We start from the raw sequence: 25,294 nt of genomic DNA, 5'->3' as shown, positions 1-25,294 counted from the left end.
GGCACTAGTTAAAGTAAGTTTTATAAAGGGTAAGATAGCTGCCATCCTCTTCCATGCGAAGCAGACATTGATTCACTTCCCGGATTAAATTCGCATTTTGCGGGGCTGCCATGATTCCGAATCCATCACCTATTGGTATAGGGTTTCCCAATAATTTTTGTGCGTTACTGGAGTTTTGCACCCAATAGGTAGCCATCGGGTCGTCAATCAAAATGCCGCTGATGACATGCGTTTTCATATCGGTGAGCATGTCAATCATGGCGTCGTACACAACAATTTGTAATTGATCCGGATAGTGAGTTTTTAAATAGGTTTCATAGGCTGATTCGCGGATAACACCAATTTTGGTATGAGGGGCCAGATCCGCAACGGATTTGGCACGGATATCCGCTGTGACAACAAAATGGCCTTTGCTTGGCAGGTAAGGGAGGCTATACAGGACGTTGGATTTCAGTGGTGATATGGTAATTCCGCCAATCGCCAGATCGATTTTATTTTCAGCCAGTGCCGTATACAATTCAGGAAGCCGCATTGGCTGATAGGTACAGGTTACCTTCATGCAGTGACAAATCCTGTGCATCAGCTCCATATCCAAACCCGTTTGCCCGGTAATGACAAAAGGGGGTTTAAACCAGACATTTCCGACTCTAAGAGCGTGGGTTATGGTGACAGGCAAACACAGCAGTAATATCAGTATTTTCCATTTCATAATGATAAGTGGATGTATTTTAATTCACCAAGCCTGCGATGAATTCATTATCCTTTTCATATCAGGTATTTAATAATTCTAGTACATTTACGGCGTTTATGATTTTTTGTTTGATATTTGTCGCGGCAAGGGCTAAAGAGGATTTACAAACCCGGGATGACGGTATAAAATTTGATTTTGGTCACTTAATTCAAGATAACATTCTCTATGAGTCATGGCGGCAAACGAGCGGGGGCGGGGCGGCCCAGAGGCCAGGGTAAATACGGTGAGACAACCAAATCCATGCGGATACCACTTTCACGTGTGTCCGAGGTAAGGGCTTTTCTGGACAGCGGCCAGGCGTCAAATAAGTTACCGTTGTATTCCAGTACGGTACGAGCAGGATTTCCCTCTCCGGCTGACGATTATATAGAAACCTATCTGGATCTGAACCAGCATCTGGTGAAACATCCGGCAGCCACTTTTTTTGTTGTTGCCTCCGGTGACTCCATGATCGGAGCCGGTATTGCCTCCGGTGATATGCTGATAGTCGATAGAAGTCTGGAGCCGGTGCATGGCAAGATAGTAATTGCCGCGATTAACGGGGAGCTGACCGTCAAGCGATTATCACATCAGGATGGCCGTATGCGGCTAATGCCTGAAAACAAACACTACAAACCCATTGATATTACCGAGGATCTGGACATGGTAATATGGGGTGTGGTGACGCATGTTATTCACCGAACCGATTAAAAACGAATCTCTTGATACGCCTGATTGTCAAACGGCGAATTTTGGAATCCGGAGCTTGTAATTTAACTGGCTATGGATTTGATTTTACGATACATTATGGGTTGTTTTTTTACGCTGAGAAGCCGTTGTCATTTGGTTTTGACTGATGGTTCGGCAGATTGGGTTGTCGATAGACAACCCAACAAGATATTCCAATACATAACCTGAAAAACACGCCCTAATTTACAAATTTATAATCTTCGAGGTTGATTATGATTCCCGGAAGTGATGTTGTCGATCTGTCCCGCCTGCAATTTGCTTTAACAGCGCTGTACCATTTCCTTTTTGTACCTCTGACGCTGGGTTTGTCCTTATTGCTGGCTATTATGGAAACCGTCTATGTGATGACCGGACGGGAAATCTGGCGTCGTATGGTTAAATACTGGGGGGTATTGTTCGGGATTAACTTTGTTCTTGGAGTCGCTACCGGATTGACGATGGAATTCCAGTTCGGAACGAATTGGTCTTATTATTCGCATTATGTCGGTGATGTCTTCGGGGCGCCACTGGCTATCGAAGGATTAATGGCTTTCTTTCTGGAAGCGACGTTTGTCGGACTGTTTTTTTTCGGTTGGGACAAGTTAAGCAAGATTCAGCATATGTGCTGCACCTGGTTGCTGGCATTGGGAACCAACCTGTCCGCGCTTTGGATTCTAATCGCGAACGGCTGGATGCAGAACCCGGTCGGCTCGTCATTTAATTATCAAACGATGCGTATGGAAGTCACCGATTTCAGCGAAGTGATGTTTAATCCGGTCGCACAGGCAAAATTCGTTCATACCATCAGTGCCGGTTATGTGACGGGGGCCGTGTTTGTATTGGCGGTGAGCGCCTATTTTTTGTTGCGGGGACGCAATATGGAATTCGCTAAACGATCCATGGCTGTCGCCGTGTCGTTTGGGTTGGCTTCGGCGTTGTCTGTGGTTGTTCTGGGGGATGAGAGCGGTTATCTGGCCAACAGCAACCAGAAAATGAAAATCGCGGCTATGGAAGCCATGTGGCACACTGAAAAGGCGCCGGCCAGTCTCACGCTTTTTGGTCTGCCTAATGAAAAGACAAAGCGAACGGACTACGATATCAGCATCCCATACGTGTTGGGACTTATCGCAACACGTTCCATCAACGAGCCGCTGGAGGGAATCAGTGAGTTAATTGAGGAGGGGAAAGTAAAGATTCATGAAGGTATGAAAGCCTACGACGCATTGAGCCGTTTGCGGAAAAATCCCGAGGACACGCAGGCCCGGGCGGATTTTGAGGCCCATGGCAATGCGCTGGGTTATGGTTTACTCCTTAAAAAATATACGGAAAAAGTGACCGATGCTACCGAGGAGCAAATTAATCAGGCGGCTAATGATCTGCAGCCGCATGTGACGCCTCTGTTTTTTTCCTTCCGGATCATGGTTGCGTGCGGCATGTTTTTTATCCTGCTGTTTGCCACAGGTTTTTATTTATCGGCCAGACAAAAAATCCACACGTCCCGGTGGTATCTTCATGTGGCTTTCTGGTCACTGCCTCTGCCCTGGATTGCAGCGGAACTGGGATGGATTGTTGCCGAATACGGGCGTCAGCCATGGGTCGTGCAGGGCGTATTGCCCACAATGATGGGCACTTCCTCGTTGAGTGCGTCGCAGGTATTAACCTCATTGGCCGGATTTATCATTTTTTATACGGTTCTCGCTATTGTGGAAGTCTATTTGATGGTTAAGTATATTCGTCTTGGTCCCGATAACCTGGCTCATTAGGAGGGTCGATCATGCCTTTGGATTATGAAACATTGCGGGTGATTTGGTGGGTTTTACTTGGTGTGTTGCTTATCGGTTTCGCGGTAATGGATGGATTTGACCTTGGTGTGGCAATGTGTTTACCGTGGCTGGCCAAAACCGATGTGGAGAGGCGCGTGGTTATCAATAGCATAGGCCCAACCTGGGAAGGGAACCAGGTATGGTTTATTCTTGGAGGCGGTGCTATTTTTGCAGCCTGGCCCATGCTGTATGCCTTGTCGTTTTCAGGGTTTTATCTGGCCATGTTGCTTATTCTTCTCGCATTGATTCTACGGCCGGTCGGCTTCAAATACCGCTCCAAACTGACTCATCCGCTATGGCGTTCCTTTTGGGATATGGCCTTGTTTGTCGGCGGATTTGTTCCGGCTCTGGTTTTTGGCGTGGCCGTTGGCAATGTGCTGCAAGGTGTTCCGTTCTATTTTGACGAGAGCCTGCGTCCGTTTTATACAGGTACATTTCTAAATCTGCTTAATCCATTTGCACTATTGTGCGGACTGCTTTCCGTAAGTATGCTGGTCATGCACGGATCGTTATTTCTCAACATTAAGACCGATTCCCGTTTACAGTACCGTGCTATAAGCACGAGCCGGTATTTTGCCTTGTTAACAACGGTTTTGTTTGCTGGCGGTGGTGTATGGCTTTATTATGGTATCGATGGTTACAGCCTGGTAGGTGTCACTGCTCATGATGGTCCTTCCAATCCGTTGTATAAAACCGCCATACAACAACAGGGAGCCTGGCTCGCCAATTACATGCGCTACCCGGTTTTTCTGGTTGCACCGCTAGCCGGGATTGCCGCACCCATCCTGGCGGTTATTTTCTCAGGATATGCCCGAATCGCATTCCTGTGCAGCGGGGCGGCCATTATCGGAATTATTGCAACGGTAGGATTAAGTATGTTTCCCTTTATCCTGCCGTCTTCAACCCATCCGGCCCAAAGTTTAATGGTCTGGGATAGTTCATCCAGCCACTTAACCTTGTTTATCATGTTGGGCGCAACGCTTGTTTTTCTGCCGATTGTCATACTGTATACGGGCTGGGTTTACAGGGTATTGCGAGGTAAGGTGACGGAAGAAACAATTACACGTAATCAGGAAACGGCTTATTAGGAGAAGAGGATATGTGGTATTTTTCCTGGATTTTGGGTACTGGACTCGCCTGTACCCTGGCAGTATTAAATGCTATGTGGCTGGAGCTGAAGGACGATGCCGGCAAAAAATAACCCTGGCGCCGGATATTTTTATGTCATTATGATTTGTCCGATGCAAATGTAAGGCAGCATCAAATCATCCACATGCTTGTTTCATGCCATGAAATGTTAAAAAACGTTGATGTTTTTTACTTGCAATTGCATGTGGTCAAATGGTTCATGAATAACATTGAGCAATGTAATGGATTACGATCAGATATTAATGTTATCAATTTTAATCGTGGCTCTGTTTTTTTTTATTACAGGTTTTTTACGGTATGACGTCGTCGCGACAATGACTCTCCTGCTCAGTGTTTTTTTAGGGCTGGTGCCTGTCAAACATACCTTTATCGGTTTTAGTCATAGCGCGGTCATTATGGTTGCTGCCGTATTTATAATCAGCCGAGCCGTTGAGAATACCGGTTTGCTTGATGAAATGGCAAATTATCTCCGATTACGACGCAAAAATATTCCCAAACAGATTTTTGTACTTTGTTCCATGGTAGTACTTATATCCGCGTTTATAAATAATGTCGGCGCCGTGGCGTTGATGATTCCCGTCGCTTTAAAAATTGCCCGTATAAAAAATATACCCAGACGAGCGCTGTTGATGCCTTTGTCTTTCAGTTCCCTGTTGGGCGGATTAATTACCTTAATTGGCACAACACCTAACATCATTGTATCGGAATACCGGAGAACTGTTTCCGGAAGTCCTTTCCATTTTCTGGATTTCACCCCCGTTGGTTTGAGTGTGGCGGTTGTCGGCCTTGTTTTTATGTCTTTGGTTGGATGGCGATTGATTCATCTGCAAAAGGTGGGTGATAAAAAAAAATACGTTGAGGAATTTACCCTGGAACTTGAAGTCAAATCAGACTCCCCATTAATCCACACCAAAATCATACGTATGATGAAAGAGTATGAAGGCAGGGCTAATTTGCTGGCCATCCTGCGAGATGGTGAAGTGATCCGCGAAAATCTGGGTTATTATGTGGTCAAAACAGGCGATGTTTTTATTCTGGAAACGGATAAATGGACGGCGGGTGAATTGATGAATCAATATAATTTAATCAATGAACCTAAATCATCAAAAATTTCACACAACTATTTTCTTTCCGAAATCACATTATTGCCGCAGTCTTTTTTATGCAGTAAACCGATTAAGGAACTTAATCTGATTGAAACCTATGGCATAGAAGTCATTGCCATTTCTCGAAGAAACGCCCGATTTACCGAAAGTTTAAGGGAAATTATCCTGAAACCCGGGGATGCTATCCTGATTAAATCAGAACAGAAAATAACTCAGGACAGGCTTTATGATTTAAACAGTATTATTTTTGAAGAAAAATACGTTCGTTCCTTTTCAAAAAGCGGGACTATCAAGGTTATGACGTTTTTCGGGTTGGCCATTGCCGCAGTCATTTCCGATTTACTTCGTCCTGATGTTGCCTTTTTTACCGCGGCGGCCGCCATGGTGCTTACCGGATGTATCAGTCTTGACAGGGCTTATCAGAGTGTTAATTTGCCTATTATCGTGTTAATAGGTACTTTAATTCCGATTGGGGAGGCGATGGAGAGTACTGGTACCGCAAAACTGATAGCGCAAGGGATTCATTATTTTGGTCAATCTTTGCCTATAGGGTTGAATCTTTATCTTTTGATTGTCACGTGCATGTTATTTGCGAATTTTATCAATACGTCCATAGTCGCCCTGATTTTTTCACCCATTGCCATTATGGTGGCATCCGACTGGGCTGCTTCACCGGATCCGTTTCTTATGGCGATTGCAGTCGGATCGTCGTGTACTTTTCTTATTCCGGTCGGCCATCAATCCAATACGTTGGTCATAGGGCCGGGAAATTATCTTTTTTCCGATTTTTGGCGTATGGGACTTCCCCTTACCGTATTACTGTCTATTGTGGCAACGTTATTGATCATGTTTTTCTGGCCATTTTATTGAGCTTTATGACTTAATTTCTCCTTTGGCGAATGACGATATTTTTATTAGAAGTTAATATTTTCTTAATAATTTACCTATATATTCCTCAAAAAATGTTAATTTGAGGAATGAAAAATGAAATTTAAAAAATCAGAAACTGAAAGGAAATTAAATGATTACTGGAATAAACAAATTGTTGTATTAGATGAGGCGATTCGAAGTGCTTCACTAAATCTTGGTTTTTTTGCCGGCTTGAATCAGGCTGGAGGTTTGATAGAAAAATATATGCAAACAGCACGGATTTTTTTATCAGAACTGGACTGTCAATCCGATCAGTTTGAAGATAAATTATATATACGGAATTACCGGGATGGAGCTATCAAGCAGATAGTTGACGATCTCACATTATATAGTGGACTTGTTAAATACGAAGATCTTGCGGCACAGTTTCTGGAGGCCATTGGTGAACAAACTTTGAAGTATCCGGATACGGTCTTTCATTAATAAATAACCAGGACGTGTTTTTGGGCAGGTTGAGTCCTTGGCTCAAAAAAATGGTTGGTTAGCATAACGCTCCAGCTTATTTCCTGAGGGTGTTGGGCCAGGGGCCCAACCTGCAATCCGCGCAATTATTTTGCTATCTGTAAAAAATTAACCAATTACCCCCCTTTTATTTTAATACCTTAATGGGGTCGGGCGGCAATTCCTGTGTTGTTTTTAAAAAGTCCGTTATTTGGGTAATTTGTTCCACGGTCGCTGATGATATGATACCGGTCGTGCATGTTGATGCGCTTTTTTTATCGGTTACAATGACGTAATCACCGAGATTTTTGACCAGAGAGCATGTGCAAGTTGCCTTGGATGGATTTTGCCTGTCAACCAGGCAGGGTTTGTCAAGACACCATGCCCAGGGGCGTTTGTTGGTACAGACGGCATAACTGCGCACCGGATAATAACGCGAATAAACTGATATCTCCCCCCCGATTTTTTTCAGGCCCTGGCAAGGTTGCTGCGAAGCAGAGTATCCTGTTTTGACGTCGCAATGACATGATACCAAATCTTTTTTACCGGCTACGGGAGCGCATTTTGCAGTCGTGCATAAGGCATACGTGCTTTTGCAAACTACAAAATCAGACGTTGATGCTGCAACAACGGTTGCACTACAGACTAATGAGAGTACTACGGGTAATAAATATTTCATAATGTCTTTCCTTGTTAAGAAAACCAGTTTTCTGCCAGAGGTGTATTCTGGTAATGTTTTAAATAGCGATTAAAAAACTGATAAGCCTTATCTTTTTGGTTGGTGCGTAACAAACTGAGTAAATACGTTTGCGTAAAGAGTTCGTCTTGTGCGTCACTGCCGCCCATTTGCAAGTAGTTTTCAATAACGGGCGCTAAAGTCTCCTGTGCCGTTTTATAATCCTGTTGTGCGAAGTAATAAATACCTTTACAAGACGGGAAAACAAGATTGCGCCAGAGATTTTGGCCGCAGCCCTTGGGCTGCGATCTGGCATGAGCCTCAATAGTTTTCAAGGACGTGTCGGCGAGTTTCATTTCTCCATTTCTTACCAGACAATAGATAAAATGAGCACTGTTGAATCCGGTGTAATGTTCAAAGGGATGTTGCTTCAAGTGGGGCAGTAAGGACTGGAACAAGGTATCTTGTGGTAATCCGGCCATATCCATGCGCCATAACAGGGAAATAGCGTCGATTTGTTCGGATACCGTATCGGGCATGGTGCCGAAGATCTCCGGGAAAAGGTATGATACGGCGGCATTGTCTCGCCAGGCTAAATGAAAAAGAGCAAGATGCCAGGTATTGTGTCCCTTTAACAGGGGTAAAATGTCGTTCCAGCTTCCTTGTAATGTTTGCAACCGTTTAATACCGCCTGTTATATCGTTTTTTAAAAGATATACGTGGGCCAGGGTATGATGGGCCCAGGGGGTCAGACGATTCATGGATATGGCCTGTTCGGCCATATCATTGGCTTTATCGTAATGGCCGCTGAGCTCCAGGGCGAAAGAGTGCATCGCTAAAAAATGAGATTCGTCCTGATTTTCACCGGCGCATTGTTCACACAAAGCCAGGTATTGATGCCCCTTGTACGCTTGTCCCTGGCAGTAAAAAAGCCACTCGGCAAATTTTAACGCCAGGGTATCGCGTGGAAACAAATCCGTCACGGCGGCAAACAAGGCAATGGCACACTCAAAATCACGGCGTTGCCAGGCAACGGCGGCATGATAAAGCAATTGCTCACGCCGGTTCGCGTTATGTAATTGTTTTTCCGCTTGCATCAAATAATCTGCGGCGGTAACCGTGGCTTCGTTTTCCTGAGCGTACAGATAAAAGATCGCCGCATAGGTTTGTATGAGCAGGTTATCCGGGTGATCGCTGGCGGCTGTTAGGATATCACCGGCCTGTTTTCCAAACCCCAGTATTTGATGGTGAAAATGATTGATCGCGTCAATAGCCTGGTTTGAACCTGTGGTAACGAACAATCCTTTTTGCGTTTCCAGCATGACTAATAGTCCAGATTTTGGAGCATAATAGAAAATCATAGCACACACAGAGCCTGTTGTTCTAAACTGTTATGACTTCCAAAGGCTCTACTTCATTGGTGTTATCAAAATGAATGATGCAATCAAACTGATAGGTCAGGTGCGTGAAAAAATAGTGGCTCATACGCTCGGTTTCAGGACGGTAAATGACACCAATCGCCCGCTGCAGCCGAGGTATTTTCAAATAATGTTCCAAAGATAGATTATGGTTTAAAAACAAAATGAAATTGTTGGATCTTAATTGATGAAACAAGTCTTCATAACTGCCTTGTAATCCCGGATTTATTTTTTTACGTTCCGCGGGTTGGTCCCAATCGGACGCTGCGGTGACGTAACCGTCGTACGTGGAAAATCCGATACTATAGACGTGTTGATCGTATTGCTCCCGCAAAAGTTGACCAATATTAATTTCCCCTCGTTCACTCATCTCCGTTGCCCGGGCGTCTCCTACGTGAGAGTTGTGCGCCCAAATCACTATTTTGGCCGGTTTTTTGAAGTTATTTTCCAGATGAGCGGCTAACGTATTCAGCGTTTCAGCCATATGATGATCTCTTACATTCCAGGAAGAGACATGCCCTTCAAACATGGAGCGGTAATAAATTTCAGCGTCCTTGACGACACGGGCGTTTTGGGTGGCAAAAAAATATTCATCTTCCGCGGTTATGCCATCGCGTCCGAGATATTCAAACGCATTATGCTGGAGTTCAACCAAAACGGTAACCGCTTCGTCGATACAGGATTTTTTTATGCCAAGGTTGGTAAGATAGCCATACAACTGAGGATCAATATTGATATGATCAAAGCAGGCATAACGGCTTTTGGCGCGTTCGGCGGCATCCGGATCGACATTCATCAGGTAATCAATCACGGCATGCGTGGAGGATTGCAAACTATAAATATCCAGACCGTAAAAACCAGTTTTTTCCCTGGCGGAATTGATAGAGTCATTATAGCGGCGCAACCATTGGATAAATGGCGGGATGGTTGAATTACGCCACATCCAGACCGGAAATCTGTTGAAATCCCTTAACGCGCTTTCCCAGTCAGTCCTGTTGCCCTTTCCTTTGATAAATCGATGAATGCCATAAGCGGAAGGCCAATCTCCTTCAATGGCGACGGCCATAAATCCTTTTTCCTTAATGAGCCGCTGGGTTATTTCAATACGAGTCTGATAAAATTCATAAGTACCGTGCGTCGCTTCGCCGATCATCACAAACCGCTTGTCGCCTATTTCATCAAGCAGGGATGAGTAATTGTCCGTTAAGGGATGTATATTCTTATCCAGTATTTGAATTAAATGGTGTTGGGCATCTTTATCCATGAACGTTATCCCCCTTGCCCAGAAATGTTGTAAACCAGGACTGGGCCAGCCTGGCGACCGTCGCTAATGTGCCCGGTTCTTCAAACAAATGCGTGGCTTTGGAAACTATTTCCAGTTTGACCGGGCAATTCATCCTGGCCATGGCCGTTTTATTCAACTCTATTACGACGTCGTCTTTCCCGCCTACAATCAGCAGGGTAGGTGTTTTGACTAGTGGAAGATAGTCTCCGGCCAGATCGGGTCGGCCGCCTCGGGACACGATCGCTTTGGCCGATTCAGGTTCCCGGGCGGCAGCCAGTAATGCGGCGCCTCCCCCGGTACTTGAACCAAAATAACCTATCTGCAAATGCCTGGTGGCAGGCTGAATCAGACACCAGTGAGTGGTGTCTATTAATCGCTGGCACAATAACGGGATATTAAAGCGGTATTCGCGTGTGTAAATATCAATTGATTCTTCAGAGGGCGTTAACAGGTCAAATAGCAGAGTGGCCAGGCCCGCTTTGTTTAAAACACTGGCAACGTATTGGTTGCGCCTGCTTAAACGGCTGCTGCCACTGCCATGAACGAACAGGACAAGTCCTGTGGCTTTTGATGGAATGTGCAGAATGCCATCAAGCTTTACCTCATCCAGGGTTATGGTGGTTTCATGCTCCCTGTTTGTAGAAAGGTTTATCATGATTTGTCCTTAACGCTCCGTCGATATCTCGGCAATGTAGTGTTCATGGGCTCTGGCCAGCAAATCGGTGACTTCCTTGTCCGTGGTTTGTGAGAAATCGCTATACCACAAGCCAACGGCGTGGAAATTAACGGGTTTGAGGGGACAGATTATGCTATCTGCGAGGACGGACATTTCCTCATAGGTGGATAAAGCGGCGACGGGTACTGCAATAATAATTCGAGCGGGGTTTTGTTTGTATAATCCATTAATGGCTGCGCGCATGGTGGCGCCGGTTGCGATGCCGTCGTCGACCAGAATGATGGTTTTGTTGCTCAGATCAGGGAAAGGTCGCTTTCCTCGATAGATTTGTTCACGTCGTTTTAGCTCGTTTTCTTCCGCCTGAATGACCTGGTTTATTGCGTCTTCGGAAATGAAGAGTGTATTGATAATTTCCTCATTGAATATCATGGTGCCACCTGATGCCAGGGCACCCATAGCCAACTCTTCGTGGCCCGGGACACCCAGCTTCCTCACAATATAAACGTCAAGTGGTACAGAAAGCGCTTTAGCGACTTCATAAGCGACGGGTACGCCTCCTCGTGGCAAAGCCAGTACGATGACATCCGGGTCGTTGGCGTAATCAGAGAGTTGCTTTGCCAGAAATTTACCAGCCTCTCTGCGATTACTATACTTGTCCATTGTATTTCCTGTTTAATTTATAAGCATCCCGATGATTTTGTTTATTTATAATTATAGCAGTTTAGTGCTTACAATTAATTCTTATTGTTGACTATTGTTGCAAAAAGGGGTGGTTTAATTCATAATTACTGTCCAATGAAATGGCCATTTTTCGAGGACAATGGAGATCATCAAATGGAAGAAAATCATAAAAATATAATACGAAAAGCGTTCGAGGTTATTTTTGAAAAAAAACACCATGACGAAGAAACCATCGGTTTGTATTTTTCCAGAAATTATCGGCAGTGGGTGGATGGTCATGAACTGGATTTTCAGGATTTCATTGCCCATATTAAAGCGCAAGGCAAACGCATCGAGCGTTTATCTGTCACCTTCAAATCCATGGTGGCAGAAGGTAACAGGGTTGCGACCATTCATTTGATCGATGCGCTGACCAAAGAAGGTTTTCCGGTTAAAGGCAAGGTGATGGCGCAATTCACACTGGAGGATAACAGGATTGTCGCATGCGAGGAGTTGACTCATTTTAGTGAGGCGCGGGAAAAAGACAGGGATTTAGGTTCGGTGCGCTAAAGATTAAATGATTGAGAGAGAATTTATTATGTATCGTTTTCACCAAAGTCCCCGGGCTGTCGATGAGGAAAATAACAACGAGCTTCACAAAGCCATCCTGGCAAGGGATTCCGAAGCATGTCTGGCATTGATAGACAGTATGAGTGAAGATGAGTTAAACGCTGTGTCGTTAGGTAATTCTCCTGCCTTATTGGCTATAAAGACCGGTTTAATTGACGTGGCGGCCAAACTGGTTGCGATGGATGAAATTAATATTCATGTCATGGACAATAAAAAGTTTACCCTGCTGCATTACGCCTGTTTTTTAAGGGAAGATGACTTAATTGAAAAATTGATCGCGCGGGAAGCACACGTTTTTGTATGGTTCGAATCCGCTGACGAGCCTCCCGAAATGTGTCATTATAGGAAACCAAAAGCCATACATCCGGTTAATCTCTATAAAAATAAAGGGTTCTGGTTCGATGTATGGAAAGAAATCATTGATGGGCCAGGATTTTTAATTTTCCCTACCCTTATCCTGACCAATTTGGTATTTCATGCGAAATCCCTCTGCCTGAACTATGATATTTTGCCGGTAGAAGCGTTTGAGAAAGCGGATGATATCCCGCGTAGCGCCGATCAATTTGTGGCATATTGTAAAATTGGTATGCAAGCTTTCCTTGATCATAGAAACAGCAAGCCGGTTAATGAGGCTATTCTGAGTCAGTTAAATGGCGAAGAAAAAGTCATAAACGAAACGTGCTGCCTGTAAGAGGTCGCAGGCTGCCGGGAAACCGGTATTGGTTGACAACTCGCTTTACAACTGCAAATATTTTTATTCGCTTAACTCGTCAGTCAAAATGACAGGCAACGAGTATCAGATCCCACTCAGAGCCGAAACAGGACGTTTTCATGAAAAAAACATTATTGTTGTTAACCTTGATTCCTTTAACCGTTCACGCCGCTGAAATCCAGCCAATTTGGGGAAAAATACCGCCTTCAATAGCCGCGACGCAATTCAAGAATCAGTTGCAACTGGTAAAAGACAAAAACGGGCACCGCCGTTATCAAGTGGTTTATAAGGGTATACCGGTCTGGGGCTATCAACTTATTGAGCACAGCAAAGGGAAGATTTCCTACAGCGGTTATATGGTTTCAGGCATTGAAAAAGATATATCCTCCCTGACGCCGGCCTTAAACAAGGGATCTGTGATCAGGACAATCGCGGCTCGGGGTGGCAAGAACATCACATTGAAAACCGTGATCTACATCAGGAACAAAAAAGCCAGATTGGCTTACCATGTGAAATACTACACTATGGATAACCATAAACCGGCTAACCCCAATAAAATTATTGATGCCAATGACGGCACCGTGTTAAAGGCGTTTAACGCGTTACGTACCCGACGCGTAGGGCAGGGATCCGGAGGGAACTATATCCGCCTGCCGTCGCGTTCCGGAGATTTTTACTACGGCCAGCCCGATTCCCGGATCAACAGTCTCGGGCGTTTTGATGTCACGGTGGCCGGGGGAACCTGTCGGGTCGCCAATAGTAATTTTGAGGTGGTGAATCTGCAAAACAAGGCGTTTGACTGGGACTTGTTTCCGATAAGTGCGGCAACACAAGATCAATATCCGGTTTTTTCCTATCCCTGCAGCAGGCATACGCAATATGTCAATTATGACGATGGAGGCTATGCGCCGATCAACGAAGGATTATCTCCTGTTAATGACGCCATGTACTTCGCCCAGACAACACTGGATATGTATCAGCAACTGTACGGTGACGATAAACCATTCGGCGATGATTTGCCTGTTCGGGCGTATGTTCATGTTGCCAATCTGGATAACGCTTTTGCCATTGGAACCGAATATGAAAACGGCCGTATCCATTCTCATCAGCAAATTGTGATCGGGAACGGAGAAGAGTATTTTGCCCCGATGAGCCAGACCACCATCCCTCATGAATTAAGTCATAACGTGACGAACAATTACTCCGGACTGATTTACGACGGACAGTCCGGCGGCATTGATGAGGCGTTTTCGGATATGGCCGATCTGGCGTTACGGGATTATTTAAGCCGATTATATCCCTGGTACTGGGACGGTAAAGACTGGAGTATAGGGCGGGAAGAAGCTCTGGACGGCATACCATTGCGCTATATGGAAAATCCCGGCGATGATGGCTATTCCATTGCTTCGGCCGAAGAGTACCACGAAGGTCTGGATGTGCATTTTTCAAGCGGTGTGTTTAACCGTGCTTTCTTTTTGCTGGCGCATCAGCCTGGCTGGAATGCGCAAAAAGCCTTTCAGGTGATGTTTGACGCCAATCGTTATTATTGGGTGCCCAATACAAATTTTGATTTTGCATCGTGTGGTGTTATTCAGGCCGCTATGGATAGAGGCTGGGATACGGCAGCTGTGATAGATGCGTTTCATGTGGTTGCGGTTCGCTGTCCGCTTGTGTAATCAACGGCCAGGTTTTGGTAGCCCGCAAGGAAGTCTGCGGCTGTATTGCGGGTTTCGTGTCCTAATACCGCACACAGAGAAGTGGGGTGCACCCATGTGAGGGGTTTTCCCGTATTTCAGCTTTGCCTTCATGTCGGGTTACAGGGCTGTACCATTAGGTAGCCCGTAAGGAGGCCTGCGGCCGTATTGCGGGTTTCGTGTCCTAATACCGCACACAGAGAAGTGGGGTGTACCCATGTGAGGGGGTTTTCCCGCATTTCGGCTTTGCCTTCATGGCGGGCTACAGGGCGCCCTCAGGGTTAAGCCAACAGTGCCTTGATTTCCTTTTCTATCCGCATGACGAGTAAATTCAAGGCGGAAGCCACAATAGCGGACAGTTCAAATTGACTGGATATCTCCTGAATTTCAATACCATATAAAATCATTCGTTTCGGCAATTGATTGAGCGCATGCCCCAGTTGTATGGTTTCGGCTATACCAATGTTGTGAGACGATAGCTGATTGTGAAAGCCGCCGATGCTCCTGTTTTCAAGACGGTGACAGGTTCCGGGAGCGGCCCCCGTTTTCACCGCGTCAATGAGAATCACGGTTGCGGCGTCTTGCATCAATTCCAGCAGTCGTAATCCCGGCCTGTCATAGTGGCTGATCTGTAACTGCCGGCTGGAGTATTGTTTCAGGGTATTTTGTTGTTGTAACAGGGCAATCGCTTCCCAGCCTAGCCGATCGTCGCCGAAGGGGGAGCCGATCCCCAAAACCCGCAGATCGCTCATGTGCGAGTCACCGTCAGATTGAGAAAGTGCGTGGAGCAGGAAATACAGGGATCATAATTCCTGATAAGCATTTCGCTGTAGGCACGTAATTCATCGTCCGGCTTCTGTAAGCCGAACCGCGCCAGCGAAATACGCAAATCTTCCTCGATTCTGGCCTGATTCTGGCTGGTTGGCGGTACGATACGAGCCGTGCGAACATGACCCTGCTCATCCATGTCATAGGTATGCCATAACAAGCCGCGCGGCGCTTCCGTACAACCATATCCTGTACCGGCACGGGGTGTAAAGGCGATGCGAGGGTATTTTGGGTAAGTATAATTCTCAAGAATGCGTTGCGCTTCCAGTACGCAGTAATAGATTTCCACCGCACGGGCTATGATGCTGTGTACCATGTTTTTACTGGGGAAATGGACATTATTATCCTTCAGAAACGTTTGCAGCGATTGCGGCAGACGATCATAATTAAGATTGAGCCGTGCCAATGGTCCGACCAGATAGGGCTTGCCCTCCAGCAGGCAATGCAAGGCGGTGGAATAGGGAACCTGAAACTCCCGGAAATGCTGGTCAAATTGCTCAATGCTGATATCCAGCCCCTGATCCGAGACGATGCGGCCTTCATTCATGGGGTATTCGTCAGGATGGCGCAACGAGACACAGGTAAATTCATGGGTATTGTCCGGCAACGCCAGGCCGGCCAGCCAGCGAATTAACGCCTGACAATCTTCAATGCGCTCGCGAATTCGCCTTGATAAATCCTTGACGGCTTCCGGCCTGGGCGCCTGGTAAAAGCCGCCGATACAGGCACCGATCGGATGAACGGAGCGTCCTCCCAACAATCGAATCAATTCATTGCCCAGTGATTGCAAACGCAGTCCTCGCCGTACTTCTTCCGGGTACACTTTGGCCATTTCGGGTGCGGAGTGAAAGCCGAGAAAATCAGGAGCGGCCAGGAAATGAATATGAAGACTGTGGCTTTCCAGCCATTCGCCGCAATAAAACAAACGGCGCATGTCGCGAACCCAGTTCCCGGGTTGTACGATAAAACAATGCTCGATGGCATGCGCGGCACTCATTTGATAAGCCACCGGACAAATGCCGCAGATTCGAGCGACGAAATCCAGGACTTCCTCGTGGGAGCGGCCTTCGAGGAATTTTTCAAACAAGCGGGGCGGTTCGTAGATTTTGAGTTGCAGGGATTCAATGTTGTGATCGCGGATTTGCACGCAAAGCGCACCTTCGCCTTCCACCCGTGCCAGGATGGGCACATGAATGGTCTTTTTTTTATTTTTTGACAACTTTCACCCCTTTAAAATAAGTGGCGGCCTCCTGAAAGACTGGCGCTTGATTGTTAATATGCAAAAATTGATCGGCGATTTGATGGCCGGATAACCCGTTGTTCTGAAATTGCTTGCCCAGGGAATGGGTATTGGGATTTTCAGACGGCCCATAACAACCATAACAGGCTCGGCCATGAGTCGGGCATAAAGCGTGGCATCCGGTTTGGGTTACCGGACCCATGCACGGTTCTCCCCTGGCCACCAGCACACAGACCTGATTCAGGCGTTTACATTCCAGACATACCGCATCACGAACGATGCCGGGTGTGGCACCGGATAACAGGGAACGTATGGTTGACAGGACTTGTCCGGTATTAACCGGACAGCCCCATAACTCCCAGTCGACCTTGACATGGCGGGAAATCGCCGTTGACGTCTCCAGGGTGTCGATGGTTTGCGGTGAAGCATAGATACTGGCCATCCATTCCTTATGTGACGCGGAGTTACGCAACGCCTGTATACCGCCCGCGGTCGCGCAGGCGCCTATGGTTATCAGGTATTGGCTGTTATCACGAATCGTCTTGATGCGCTGGATTTCAGAAGGTGTTGACACGCTGCCTTCTACAAAAGCGATATCGACTTTAGCATCCGCATTGATCATGCCAGCCTCAACAAAATGTACGATATCCATCAATTGTGATAATACGAGTAACGACTCACCGGCATTAAGAAAAGCAAGCTGGCAACCGTCACAAGAGGTGAATTTATGTACCGCCAGACGTGGTTTTCCCATGGCTAAAATCCTTTCTCGCTGAATAACGCCTTGATTTTAGGATAAGCGAAAACCGGACCATCCTTGCAGACAAACAATCCGCCGTACTGACAATGGCCGCAGTGGCCCAGACCACAGGCCATATTTCGTTCCATACTCAAATAAATATTATCCTCGGCCATGCCTTTTTGAACCAGTGCCTTTACCGCGGCGTACATCATCATTTCAGGGCCGCATAACATAGCGATGGTTTTACTGGAATCAATGGTAATGGACTGAATCATATCGGTGACATAACCGATACCCCATGGCCATCTCGGTCCGGCCTGATCGGCGGCGATGTGGACATGAGTGTCGGGTGATTGCTGCCACAAGGCGTATTGTTTGCGAAAAATAAAATCCTCGCTGTGTTTGACGCCTTGTAACAGAGTCAATGTCCCGTATTTTTGACGTCTGGCCAGGATGTAATTAATAACCGAAACGGTGGGGGCGCAGCCTAGTCCTCCGGTGACAATGACAACATCCTTGCCTTGTGCCTGATGAACCGGCCAGCCTTGACCAAATGGGCCGCGCAGTCCAAGTTGATCGCCTTTTTTTATAGTTTGCAAGGCTTTGGTCACTCGTCCCACGGCACGAATGGTGTGGCGCAGGTATGTTTTTTCGTCCGGATCCGATGAGATGGATATAGCGACTTCGCCGACGCCATACAGATACAGCATATTGAATTGTCCGGGATGAAATGAAAAATACTCGTGGTGTTTTGACTCGGTAAACCGGGCTTCCAGACTAAATATGGTGGGGGATTCCTGTGTTCGGGCAATGATTTCAATCGGGTACGGCAAACAGGGATCGGTATTGGCGTTAATCATGGTCTGTCCCTCGTTGATTGGATTCCCCCGAGATCGCTGCTAATTCTTCCGTAATATCAATGCCAACGGGACACCAGGTCACACAACGTCCGCAACCTACGCAGCCACTGGTATCAAATTGATCAAACCAGCTTCCTACCTTATGTGTCAACCATTGACGGTAACGTTTTCGTGTGTCGTCACGTACGGGTTGGCCGCCAGCCAGATGACTGTGTCCCGCGGTAAAGCAGGAGTCCCATTCGCGTTGATGTTCGCTTGCGGTTCCGTCCAAAGCGGGTTTATCCTGTTCGCTGTGACAAAAGCAGGTAGGGCAGACGGAGGTGCAATTGCCACAGGACAGACAACGTTCGGCTACGTGATCCCAGCGGGGATGACCCAGATTGCTGAACAACAAATCCCGAAGTCCTCGTTGATTGTCCAGAGGAATGCGTTTGGTCTGGGTTTTTGCCGCCTGTGTCACCCGTTTTTCTGCGTCCTGTTTCCGGGTTTCATGTGCCGACGATAATGAAAGCATGGTCAGGATTTTTTCACCGCGCTCGCTGCCGCTTTTGATAACAAAACCGTCTTCGAGTTCGGTCATGGCCAGATCGTAGGAGTCTTTGGCCGAGGGTCCGGTTCCTGCCGAAACGCAAAAACAGTTGCCGGAGGAATACGTGCAATTGACGGCCACGACAAACAAGGCGTCACGCCGATTTTTATAGCGGACATCGCTCCCGGTGCCATTGATAAATACCTTGTCCTGAATAACCATAGCCGCAATGTCACAGGATCGGGCGCCAATAATGGCAACGGGTTGCTCATCATCGGCCTGGCAGGGAACAAAAGCCAGTTTTCCTTTTTGATCACGCTCGACACGCCAGACGGTTTCTCTGGGTTTAAAAAGTACGGGCTTGATGGCTTGCGGGCCGTTCGCCCAGGAAAAAGCCTCGTGCTTATCGAGTTTCTCCAGCCGGTATTTACCGGGCTCCTGATGATCGCGTATACCCCAGGGTAATTGGGACGCATGGGTTAAATCATCATAGACGATGGCGGCGTCACGAACCTGCGGTCCGACACAGCGGTAACCTGAGGCCTTTAAGGCGTCAAGCAAGTCCTGCAATTGAGCATGAGGTAAAAAAAAGGATCGTTCTTTGTTCATCCCTAGCATATCCTTGGTAATTGTTCGCCGGCCAGCCAGTCCATCATCCGCAGGCCGCCCATTTTGGTGCGCAACTGCACAAAGTGCCGGGGATCTTCAATGACTTCACCGATGTCGGCGGCCTCTTTTCCCTGCGGATGGGTGTGCATGGCAGCCAACAGCGCTGCGGCTTCGTCAGGAGGGCAAATGGCCAGTAATTTGCCTTCATTGGCCACGTACAAGGGATCGAGCCCTAATAATTCACAGGCGCTGGCCACTTCGGTTCGAATCGGTATATTTTTCTCATTAACCATAAATCCCACTTGCGACTGCCTGGCCCATTCGTTCAATGTGGTCGCCACGCCTCCGCGAGTGGGATCGCGCAGGCAATGGATATGGGGGGCGGCGCTGAGCATATGGGCGACCAGATCATGCAGCGCGGCCGAATCGGATTGAATGCTGGTGAAAAATTGCAGGTTGTTTCGTTGGGACATGATGGCTACACCATGATCGCCCACATAACCGCTGACGATGATCCGATCACCCGGTCTGGCCCTGTCGCCTGAAATCAGGATGCCGTCTTGCAGGGTACCGACTCCGGTTGTCGTAATAAATACACCATCCCCCTTACCGCGCTCAACGACTTTGGTATCACCGGTAATAATGGCAACGCCGGCTTGTTGCGCCGCCCTGGCCATGGAGCACACTATTTTTTTCAAGTCGCTTAAGGGAAAACCCTCTTCCAGTATGAATCCGGCTGATAGATAAAGCGGCTTCGCACCGGCCATGGCGATGTCGTTGACAGTACCGTGCACAGCCAGTGATCCAATGTCGCCGCCCGGAAAAAACAAGGGGGAAATCACATACGAATCCGTACTCATCACCATACGGCCGGTTGTGGCTGTAAAACAGGCCTGATCATTATTTTGCGCGAGCCATTCATTATCAAAAACGGATAAGAAAAGCTGATCGATCAGTTGAGCCGTATTGCGTCCGCCGCTGCCATGGCTTAAATCCACACGGCCGTGTTTGAAATTCAGTTTTGAGCCAATTCTTTTTTTCTTCGGGAGAAGTTCGTTGATTGTCGTATCCAGGTCGTTCATGTATTCACTCGTCCATATGCGTATACGGCGGCACAGGCGCCTTCTGAAGAAACCATACACGCACCCAAAGGGTTTTCCGGTGTACAAACGGTGGCAAACAAGGAGCAATCGGTGGGTTGTTTGAGACCTCGTAAAATAGCGCCGCAATCGCATCGTTTGTGCTCGACACCTGTGGTGTCGGGTAGGGAAAACCGCTTCTCCGCATCGTATCGCTCGTATTTCGACTTGATTTGCAAGGCGCTTTCCGGGATAAAACCGAGACCGCGCCATTCAAATGAGGGGCGTAATTCCAGGACGTCGCCCATCAATGCCTGTGAGCGTGTATTACCCTCTCTGGATACGGCACGGGTGTACTGAATCTCGATATCGCAGCGTTGTTCATTGATTTGTTGAATGAGCATTAAAATGGCATGCAGCACGTCCAGTGGCTCAAACCCTGAAATGACGATGGGCTTGCGGTATTTTTGACTGACGGATTCATAAGCTTTGCTGCCGATCACAATACTGACATGGGCCGGCCCCACAAAGCCGTCAAGCTGGACTGAGCCGGTTTCCTTCTGTTGTGTCTGCAGCAAACTCTCCATGGCCACAGGGGTCAGGACGTGATTGCAAAAGACGCTGAAATTGGCAAGTTGTAATCGTTCGGCCTCTTTAATGGCGTGTGCCGTCGGCGGCGTCGTAGTTTCAAAACCTATGGCGAAAAACACCACTTCTCTGTCGGGATTTTTCCGGGCAAGATTTAAAGCGTCGTCCACACAATAAACCATACGCACATCCGCCCCGGCGGCTTTGGCCTGCAGCAGACTTTGCTGCCCGGAACCGGGAACGCGCAACATATCGCCATAACTGCACAGGATAATATCAGATTGTTTGGCAAGTGCGATGGCCTTGTCAATGCGGCTGACCGGTAATACACAAACCGGGCAACCCGGTCCGTGAATCATCTTGACATTGTCCGGAAGCAGGCCGGGCAAACCGTAGCGGTGAATGGTATGAGTATGGCCGCCGCAAAATTCCATAAGCCGGTACGTTCGATCGGAACGTACGGTGTTTGCGATAGCGTTTGTCAGGGCCTGAGCCAATTGTTCATCGCGAAAATCATTGATGTACTTCATGGTTGTTCGCCTCCGGGCACCATTTCGGCAAACAGGCGCAACGTTTTTTGAGCCTCGTCTTCATCGAGTCTGGTCAAGGCGTAGCCTACATGAAGAATGACATAATCGCCTTCCTCAACGTTGTCAACGAGAGCGAGAGACACGTCTTTTTCAATACCACCCAGATTAACCAGCGCACGCTGATCGTCCAGTATGCGGGTAACTTGCACCGGAATTGCAAGACACATGGCCATCATCCTTTTATTGCTTTCGTTCCAGCCACCCATGCCTGTCCAAGGGACAGGCCACCATCGTTGGGGGGGAGCCGTTGTGGTAAATATACCCGTAATCCTTCTTGAGTCAATCGCTTGTTTAGACCCTCGCGGAGGACTTTATTGAGAAAACAACCGCCGCCAAGCAGAATGACATCAACGGATGTGGTTTTTGCCCAGGATAACAACCATTCTGTCAGACCTGCGATTAACGTGCCATGAAACAGGTTGGCTCCTCTTATTGGATCCACATGGAGCAGCTTCTCAAAGAGCGGGGTCATGTTAAACTGTGAGTGGTATATTTGCCAGCCTTCCGGTTCGATCTCAGGCTGAGTGACCAGGCTTTCGAACTGCTGGGCCGCCTGTCCCTCGTATTGCGATATCCTGCCAATGCCCAAAAGCGCACTTGCTGCGTCAAACAAGCGCCCGCAACTGCTGGTCAACGGGGTAGGAACACCGGCGGCAAGTAACTCGCTTAACCACAGCGATTGTGGTTGATCGACAAAACGCTCCGCTATCTCTTTTGTCCGGTTTATATGATGCAACAGGCTTGCTCCCATACGCCAGGGTTCGCGAACCGCCATGTCTGCGCCTGGCTGTTGCAATGGCGTAAAATGGCCAAGACGCTGAAACCCTTGCAGGTCAAGCAGCAAGAGTTCGCCGCCCCATAATTCGCCCTGACTACCGTAACCATAACCGTCCAGTGCCAGACCCAGGGCAGGTTCAAGGAGATGATGCTCCGCGGCGATCGAGGCCAGATGCGCATGGTGATGTTGTACACTGATAACGGGCAGCCCCTGCGTGTGCGCCCATTGCGAGGTATAAAAATCAGGATGCTGGTCGCAGGCTACCCGCTCGATGTCAATCGCCAGAAATCGCTGCCAGTGCGTCAGTGTTTCGTGGAAAAACTCAATGGTGGCTTTGTTGGTCATGCTGCCTATGTGTTGGGAAACAAAAGCTTCATCATCACGGGTTATGCAAAAGGTATTTTTCAGGTGGGCGCCTGTTGCCAACGTGGGGGGAATAGAGTAGGGCAGCTTGATGCTTTCGGGTATAAATCCTCGTGCGCGCCTTATGAATACGGGGAAACCACAAGAGAGCTGTAATACGGAATCATCGGCGCGACTGACAATAGCGCGATCATGGGACACAACCAGATCGGCTATGAGTGATAACTGGTTGCGGGCATCACTGTCGGTACTAATAATCGGCTCGCCGTTTACGTTGGCGCTGGTGACAATCAGAACGGTTGATTGTGGTTCGTTTAACCACTCCGTTTGTCGGGGATAACCGGCCAGTGCTTGAAAAATCAGATAATGAAGCGGGGTGGAAGGCAGCATAACCCCCAGATGATTCAAGCCTGGCGCTATGTTTGGCGGCAGTATCTCATTTTTTTTTGTTAATAACACAATAGGGCGGGCGGGATTTGCCAGATAATGCCGCGCTTCTTCGTCCATAGACACCAGAGGTTCGGCGCTGGCCGCGTTGGCGACCATGATGGCTAATGGTTTCGCCTCCCGGTTTTTTCGTTGCCGTAACCTGTTGATGGTATTTTCACAGCGCGCGTCACACAACAACTGATAGCCGCCTAATCCTTTCAGGGCGACGATTTGTCCGTCTGTCAGCGCGTTCACAATGACTTCGATTGAGTGCGACAATTCAGGGCCACACACCGGGCAGGCAGTTGGTTGAGCGTGATGGCGTCGATTGGCTGGATCGGAATAGTCTTTGTGACAATCGGCACAGAGCGCAAAACAATCCATGGACGTCTGGTCCCTGTCATAAGGCAGGTTGCGGGTGATGGTGAAGCGAGGGCCGCATTGGGTACAATTGAGAAACGGGTAGCGATAGTAGCGGCTGTCAGGGTCGAATAATTCGTCCAGACAATCACCGCAAATGGCTGTATCCGGCGAAATATTGGTCTGTGATGCGCCAGGTTCGCTGCCCAGGATCTGAAATGGCGCTTCGTGGTCAACAACCGGTATGACTTTTGTTGCCATCGACGTGATTTTGGCCAGTGGCGGCAGAGAGGCGGTAAGTCGGGACACAAAATCGGCAACGGTTTGTCCCTGGATCTGAACGAGTACCCCGCGGGCGTTGTTTTTAACCCATCCGGTTAGTTGAAGCTGTCGGGCAACGCGATACACATGGGGGCGAAATCCTACGCCCTGAATTTGTCCGGTTATTACTATTTCCAGCCGTTCCAATCTTTTTTATACCCGATTGTCGTTCAGCCATTGATACCAGGTATCAAGCCCTGAATCTTTAGCCGCTGACAGGGTTATAAACTGTACGCCCGGGTTGATGCGCCTTGCATAGGTCATACACTTGTCCACATCAAAGTCAACATAGGGCAACAAATCCATTTTTGTCACAAGAATCAAGTCGGCGCGACGAAACATATCCGGGTATTTCAGAGGTTTGTTGTCTCCTTCCGTAACGGAGAGGAGAACGACTCTATGTGCTTCTCCGAGATCAAACAGGGAAGGGCAGACCAGGTTGCCGATATTTTCGATAAATAAAATGGTTGGTTGTGCGACACGCAAATGCAAAACGGCATGACCAACGGCGTGGGCGTCGAGATGACATACTTTTCCGGTATTGATTTGTATGGCTTGGCCGCCGGATTGTTTGATGCAGTCTGCGTCGTAATCCGTTTGTTGATCACCGACTACGACGGCCATGTTCATCCGGTGTCCTGGTTGCTCTATGGTTTTAGCCAGCAATGTGGTTTTTCCGGAGCCCGGGCTTGACATAAGATTGATGGCCGTTATTTTGTGGTTGGAGAAATACTCGCGGTTGTCTGCGGCGAATTGATTGTTTTTTGCCAGCAATGACTGTTCTACCGCAATAAATTCTCCTTGCTCCATGGGATGATGATGGTGGGTGGTGTTGTTGTGATGTTGATGAGCCATTTCTGTTTCACTTGTACATCCGCATAGTCCACACATTATCCAATCTCCAGATAGTTAACACGGAGCTCTTCGCCCTGTGTGATTGTAAGCGACATATTGCCACAAGTTGGGCAAAGGTCATAACTATGTTGCACGGCTATTGTTGTGCGGCAGAGATTGCATAAGGCCATACCGGGAATCGTAACAATCTCAAGAATGGCCTGGTGCGCGACGGTGCCTTTGCGTACCGCATCAAATCCGAAACGTAACGCCGCTTCATCCACCGCGGCTAACTGTCCTATTTCCAGGCCAATTTTTTTGACTTGTTTGCCGGATTTATCCGTTACATGATCGTGAATGATATCAAGGATGGCCCGGCAAAGTGATAATTCATGCATAAGTTCCCGTTGTACAATCCTGCTGTTTACGGATATTATTCTGCGCAAATCGCGGCAGGATTACAACCGCGCCTCATGACAATTCGA

The 25,294-nt window shown here is 47.8% G+C and carries 26 protein-coding genes; 9 read left to right on the top strand and 17 right to left on the bottom strand.

Annotated features, from left to right (window positions below; genetic code table 11):
- Positions 1–4: 4 nt before the first annotated feature.
- Complete coding sequence (locus tag CKW05_RS08340) at positions 5–709, bottom strand: transporter substrate-binding domain-containing protein (protein ID WP_058484274.1); 705 nt, start codon at positions 707–709, stop codon at positions 5–7.
- A 207-nt stretch (positions 710–916) separates the two neighbouring features.
- Between CKW05_RS08340 and CKW05_RS08335 the strand changes: the two genes are divergently transcribed.
- The 6 genes from CKW05_RS08335 to CKW05_RS08310 all read left to right on the top strand — a co-directional run bounded on the left by CKW05_RS08335 (position 917) and on the right by CKW05_RS08310 (position 6,890).
- Complete coding sequence (locus CKW05_RS08335; RefSeq protein ID WP_058484275.1) at positions 917–1,441, top strand: LexA family protein; 525 nt, start codon at positions 917–919, stop codon at positions 1,439–1,441.
- 251 nt (positions 1,442–1,692) lie between these two features.
- Positions 1,693–3,222, top strand: a complete 1,530-nt coding sequence (locus tag CKW05_RS08330; protein WP_058484276.1) for a cytochrome ubiquinol oxidase subunit I — start codon at positions 1,693–1,695, stop codon at positions 3,220–3,222.
- 11 nt (positions 3,223–3,233) lie between these two features.
- Positions 3,234–4,370, top strand: a complete 1,137-nt coding sequence (gene cydB / locus CKW05_RS08325; protein WP_058484277.1) for a cytochrome d ubiquinol oxidase subunit II — start codon at positions 3,234–3,236, stop codon at positions 4,368–4,370.
- A gap of 11 nt (positions 4,371–4,381) precedes the next feature.
- On the top strand, positions 4,382–4,483 hold the full coding sequence (cydX, locus tag CKW05_RS08320) for a cytochrome bd-I oxidase subunit CydX (RefSeq protein ID WP_058484278.1): 102 nt from the start codon (positions 4,382–4,384) through the stop codon (positions 4,481–4,483).
- 169 nt (positions 4,484–4,652) lie between these two features.
- Positions 4,653–6,407 (top strand): SLC13 family permease, encoded by a 1,755-nt coding sequence (locus CKW05_RS08315; RefSeq protein WP_058484279.1) that lies wholly within the window; start codon positions 4,653–4,655, stop codon positions 6,405–6,407.
- Between the two features lie 114 nt (positions 6,408–6,521).
- Positions 6,522–6,890, top strand: coding sequence for a hypothetical protein (locus CKW05_RS08310; RefSeq protein ID WP_058484280.1), 369 nt, complete (start codon positions 6,522–6,524; stop codon positions 6,888–6,890).
- Between the two features lie 166 nt (positions 6,891–7,056).
- On the opposite strand, the gene CKW05_RS08305 is transcribed toward CKW05_RS08310, so the two are convergent.
- From CKW05_RS08305 to CKW05_RS08285, 5 genes are all read right to left on the bottom strand, one after another.
- Positions 7,057–7,587, bottom strand: a complete 531-nt coding sequence (locus tag CKW05_RS08305) for a hypothetical protein (RefSeq protein WP_058484281.1) — start codon at positions 7,585–7,587, stop codon at positions 7,057–7,059.
- Positions 7,588–7,601: 14 nt separating this feature from the next.
- Positions 7,602–8,906 (bottom strand): tetratricopeptide repeat protein, encoded by a 1,305-nt coding sequence (locus tag CKW05_RS08300; RefSeq protein ID WP_331712928.1) that lies wholly within the window; start codon positions 8,904–8,906, stop codon positions 7,602–7,604.
- A 61-nt stretch (positions 8,907–8,967) separates the two neighbouring features.
- A complete protein-coding gene (locus CKW05_RS08295; protein ID WP_058484282.1) occupies positions 8,968–10,266 on the bottom strand; it encodes an erythromycin esterase family protein in 1,299 nt (432 codons plus the stop codon).
- On the bottom strand, positions 10,259–10,942 hold the full coding sequence (locus CKW05_RS08290; RefSeq protein ID WP_058484283.1) for a dienelactone hydrolase family protein: 684 nt from the start codon (positions 10,940–10,942) through the stop codon (positions 10,259–10,261). Before CKW05_RS08290 ends, CKW05_RS08295 begins: the two co-directional genes overlap by 8 nt.
- Before the next feature lie 9 nt (positions 10,943–10,951).
- Positions 10,952–11,623: a phosphoribosyltransferase gene (locus CKW05_RS08285; protein WP_058484284.1), complete on the bottom strand. Its 672-nt coding sequence runs from the start codon at positions 11,621–11,623 to the stop codon at positions 10,952–10,954.
- Positions 11,624–11,797: 174 nt separating this feature from the next.
- On the opposite strand from CKW05_RS08285, the gene CKW05_RS08280 reads away from it, so the two are divergent.
- From CKW05_RS08280 to CKW05_RS08270, 3 genes are all read left to right on the top strand, one after another.
- The gene (locus tag CKW05_RS08280) at positions 11,798–12,193 is read left to right on the top strand and encodes a nuclear transport factor 2 family protein (RefSeq protein WP_065238431.1); all 396 of its coding nucleotides are present in this window, start codon (positions 11,798–11,800) and stop codon (positions 12,191–12,193) included.
- Between the two features lie 7 nt (positions 12,194–12,200).
- Positions 12,201–12,944, top strand: a complete 744-nt coding sequence (locus tag CKW05_RS08275) for an ankyrin repeat domain-containing protein (RefSeq protein ID WP_058484285.1) — start codon at positions 12,201–12,203, stop codon at positions 12,942–12,944.
- Positions 12,945–13,084: 140 nt separating this feature from the next.
- A complete protein-coding gene (locus CKW05_RS08270) occupies positions 13,085–14,641 on the top strand; it encodes a M4 family metallopeptidase (protein ID WP_095140616.1) in 1,557 nt (518 codons plus the stop codon).
- 299 nt (positions 14,642–14,940) lie between these two features.
- On the opposite strand, the gene CKW05_RS08265 is transcribed toward CKW05_RS08270, so the two are convergent.
- The 11 genes from CKW05_RS08265 to hypA are packed head-to-tail and all read right to left on the bottom strand — an operon-like array spanning position 14,941 to position 25,207.
- Entirely contained in the window at positions 14,941–15,411 is a 471-nt protein-coding gene (locus tag CKW05_RS08265; RefSeq protein WP_058484286.1) for a hydrogenase maturation protease, read from the bottom strand.
- Positions 15,408–16,706 carry a Ni/Fe hydrogenase subunit alpha gene (locus CKW05_RS08260; RefSeq protein ID WP_058484287.1) on the bottom strand — a complete coding sequence of 433 codons (1,299 nt, stop codon included), beginning with the start codon at positions 16,704–16,706 and terminating at the stop codon, positions 15,408–15,410. Before CKW05_RS08260 ends, CKW05_RS08265 begins: the two co-directional genes overlap by 4 nt.
- On the bottom strand, positions 16,693–17,481 hold the full coding sequence (locus CKW05_RS08255; protein ID WP_058484288.1) for an NADH-quinone oxidoreductase subunit B family protein: 789 nt from the start codon (positions 17,479–17,481) through the stop codon (positions 16,693–16,695). Before CKW05_RS08255 ends, CKW05_RS08260 begins: the two co-directional genes overlap by 14 nt.
- Positions 17,482–17,483: 2 nt before the next feature.
- Positions 17,484–18,329, bottom strand: a complete 846-nt coding sequence (locus CKW05_RS08250) for an FAD/NAD(P)-binding protein (protein WP_058484289.1) — start codon at positions 18,327–18,329, stop codon at positions 17,484–17,486.
- Positions 18,322–19,467, bottom strand: coding sequence for a 4Fe-4S dicluster domain-containing protein (locus CKW05_RS08245; protein ID WP_058484290.1), 1,146 nt, complete (start codon positions 19,465–19,467; stop codon positions 18,322–18,324). Before CKW05_RS08245 ends, CKW05_RS08250 begins: the two co-directional genes overlap by 8 nt.
- A gap of 2 nt (positions 19,468–19,469) precedes the next feature.
- A complete protein-coding gene (hypE, locus tag CKW05_RS08240) occupies positions 19,470–20,549 on the bottom strand; it encodes a hydrogenase expression/formation protein HypE (protein ID WP_058484291.1) in 1,080 nt (359 codons plus the stop codon).
- Positions 20,546–21,664: a hydrogenase formation protein HypD gene (gene hypD / locus CKW05_RS08235; protein ID WP_058484292.1), complete on the bottom strand. Its 1,119-nt coding sequence runs from the start codon at positions 21,662–21,664 to the stop codon at positions 20,546–20,548. The genes hypE and hypD overlap by 4 nt, the downstream gene beginning before the upstream one ends.
- A complete protein-coding gene (locus CKW05_RS08230) occupies positions 21,661–21,891 on the bottom strand; it encodes a HypC/HybG/HupF family hydrogenase formation chaperone (RefSeq protein WP_058484495.1) in 231 nt (76 codons plus the stop codon). The genes hypD and CKW05_RS08230 overlap by 4 nt, the downstream gene beginning before the upstream one ends.
- 5 nt (positions 21,892–21,896) lie before the next feature.
- Positions 21,897–24,122: a carbamoyltransferase HypF gene (gene hypF / locus CKW05_RS08225; protein ID WP_058484293.1), complete on the bottom strand. Its 2,226-nt coding sequence runs from the start codon at positions 24,120–24,122 to the stop codon at positions 21,897–21,899.
- A 6-nt stretch (positions 24,123–24,128) separates the two neighbouring features.
- Entirely contained in the window at positions 24,129–24,866 is a 738-nt protein-coding gene (gene hypB, locus CKW05_RS08220) for a hydrogenase nickel incorporation protein HypB (protein ID WP_058484294.1), read from the bottom strand.
- Entirely contained in the window at positions 24,866–25,207 is a 342-nt protein-coding gene (hypA, locus tag CKW05_RS08215) for a hydrogenase maturation nickel metallochaperone HypA (protein WP_058484295.1), read from the bottom strand. The genes hypB and hypA overlap by 1 nt, the downstream gene beginning before the upstream one ends.
- Between the last annotated feature and the right edge of the window lie 87 nt (positions 25,208–25,294).

It is taken from the genome of Legionella spiritensis (assembly GCF_900186965.1).
In the GTDB taxonomy this organism is placed as follows: Bacteria; Pseudomonadota; Gammaproteobacteria; order Legionellales; family Legionellaceae; genus Legionella_C; species Legionella_C spiritensis.
Note: the sequence above shows the minus strand (reverse complement) of the source record. Positions and strands in the feature narration are given on the sequence as shown.

Coding starts and splice junctions, on each gene's coding strand:
- hypD (WP_058484292.1), bottom strand. CDS start 21,664: ATGAAGTACATCAATGATTTTCGCGATGAACAATTGGCTCAGGCCCTG.
- CKW05_RS08285 (WP_058484284.1), bottom strand. CDS start 11,623: ATGGACAAGTATAGTAATCGCAGAGAGGCTGGTAAATTTCTGGCAAAG.
- hypE (WP_058484291.1), bottom strand. CDS start 20,549: ATGAACGACCTGGATACGACAATCAACGAACTTCTCCCGAAGAAAAAA.
- cydB (WP_058484277.1), top strand. CDS start 3,234: ATGCCTTTGGATTATGAAACATTGCGGGTGATTTGGTGGGTTTTACTT.
- CKW05_RS08230 (WP_058484495.1), bottom strand. CDS start 21,891: ATGTGTCTTGCAATTCCGGTGCAAGTTACCCGCATACTGGACGATCAG.
- CKW05_RS08245 (WP_058484290.1), bottom strand. CDS start 19,467: ATGAACAAAGAACGATCCTTTTTTTTACCTCATGCTCAATTGCAGGAC.
- CKW05_RS08310 (WP_058484280.1), top strand. CDS start 6,522: ATGAAATTTAAAAAATCAGAAACTGAAAGGAAATTAAATGATTACTGG.
- CKW05_RS08250 (WP_058484289.1), bottom strand. CDS start 18,329: ATGATTAACGCCAATACCGATCCCTGTTTGCCGTACCCGATTGAAATC.
- CKW05_RS08255 (WP_058484288.1), bottom strand. CDS start 17,481: ATGGGAAAACCACGTCTGGCGGTACATAAATTCACCTCTTGTGACGGT.
- CKW05_RS08265 (WP_058484286.1), bottom strand. CDS start 15,411: ATGAGCGATCTGCGGGTTTTGGGGATCGGCTCCCCCTTCGGCGACGAT.
- CKW05_RS08340 (WP_058484274.1), bottom strand. CDS start 709: ATGAAATGGAAAATACTGATATTACTGCTGTGTTTGCCTGTCACCATA.
- CKW05_RS08305 (WP_058484281.1), bottom strand. CDS start 7,587: ATGAAATATTTATTACCCGTAGTACTCTCATTAGTCTGTAGTGCAACC.
- CKW05_RS08330 (WP_058484276.1), top strand. CDS start 1,693: ATGATTCCCGGAAGTGATGTTGTCGATCTGTCCCGCCTGCAATTTGCT.
- CKW05_RS08290 (WP_058484283.1), bottom strand. CDS start 10,942: ATGATAAACCTTTCTACAAACAGGGAGCATGAAACCACCATAACCCTG.
- CKW05_RS08335 (WP_058484275.1), top strand. CDS start 917: ATGAGTCATGGCGGCAAACGAGCGGGGGCGGGGCGGCCCAGAGGCCAG.
- CKW05_RS08300 (WP_331712928.1), bottom strand. CDS start 8,906: ATGCTGGAAACGCAAAAAGGATTGTTCGTTACCACAGGTTCAAACCAG.
- CKW05_RS08295 (WP_058484282.1), bottom strand. CDS start 10,266: ATGGATAAAGATGCCCAACACCATTTAATTCAAATACTGGATAAGAAT.
- hypB (WP_058484294.1), bottom strand. CDS start 24,866: ATGTGTGGACTATGCGGATGTACAAGTGAAACAGAAATGGCTCATCAA.
- CKW05_RS08315 (WP_058484279.1), top strand. CDS start 4,653: ATGGATTACGATCAGATATTAATGTTATCAATTTTAATCGTGGCTCTG.
- CKW05_RS08270 (WP_095140616.1), top strand. CDS start 13,085: ATGAAAAAAACATTATTGTTGTTAACCTTGATTCCTTTAACCGTTCAC.
- CKW05_RS08280 (WP_065238431.1), top strand. CDS start 11,798: ATGGAAGAAAATCATAAAAATATAATACGAAAAGCGTTCGAGGTTATT.
- hypA (WP_058484295.1), bottom strand. CDS start 25,207: ATGCATGAATTATCACTTTGCCGGGCCATCCTTGATATCATTCACGAT.
- CKW05_RS08275 (WP_058484285.1), top strand. CDS start 12,201: ATGATTGAGAGAGAATTTATTATGTATCGTTTTCACCAAAGTCCCCGG.
- cydX (WP_058484278.1), top strand. CDS start 4,382: ATGTGGTATTTTTCCTGGATTTTGGGTACTGGACTCGCCTGTACCCTG.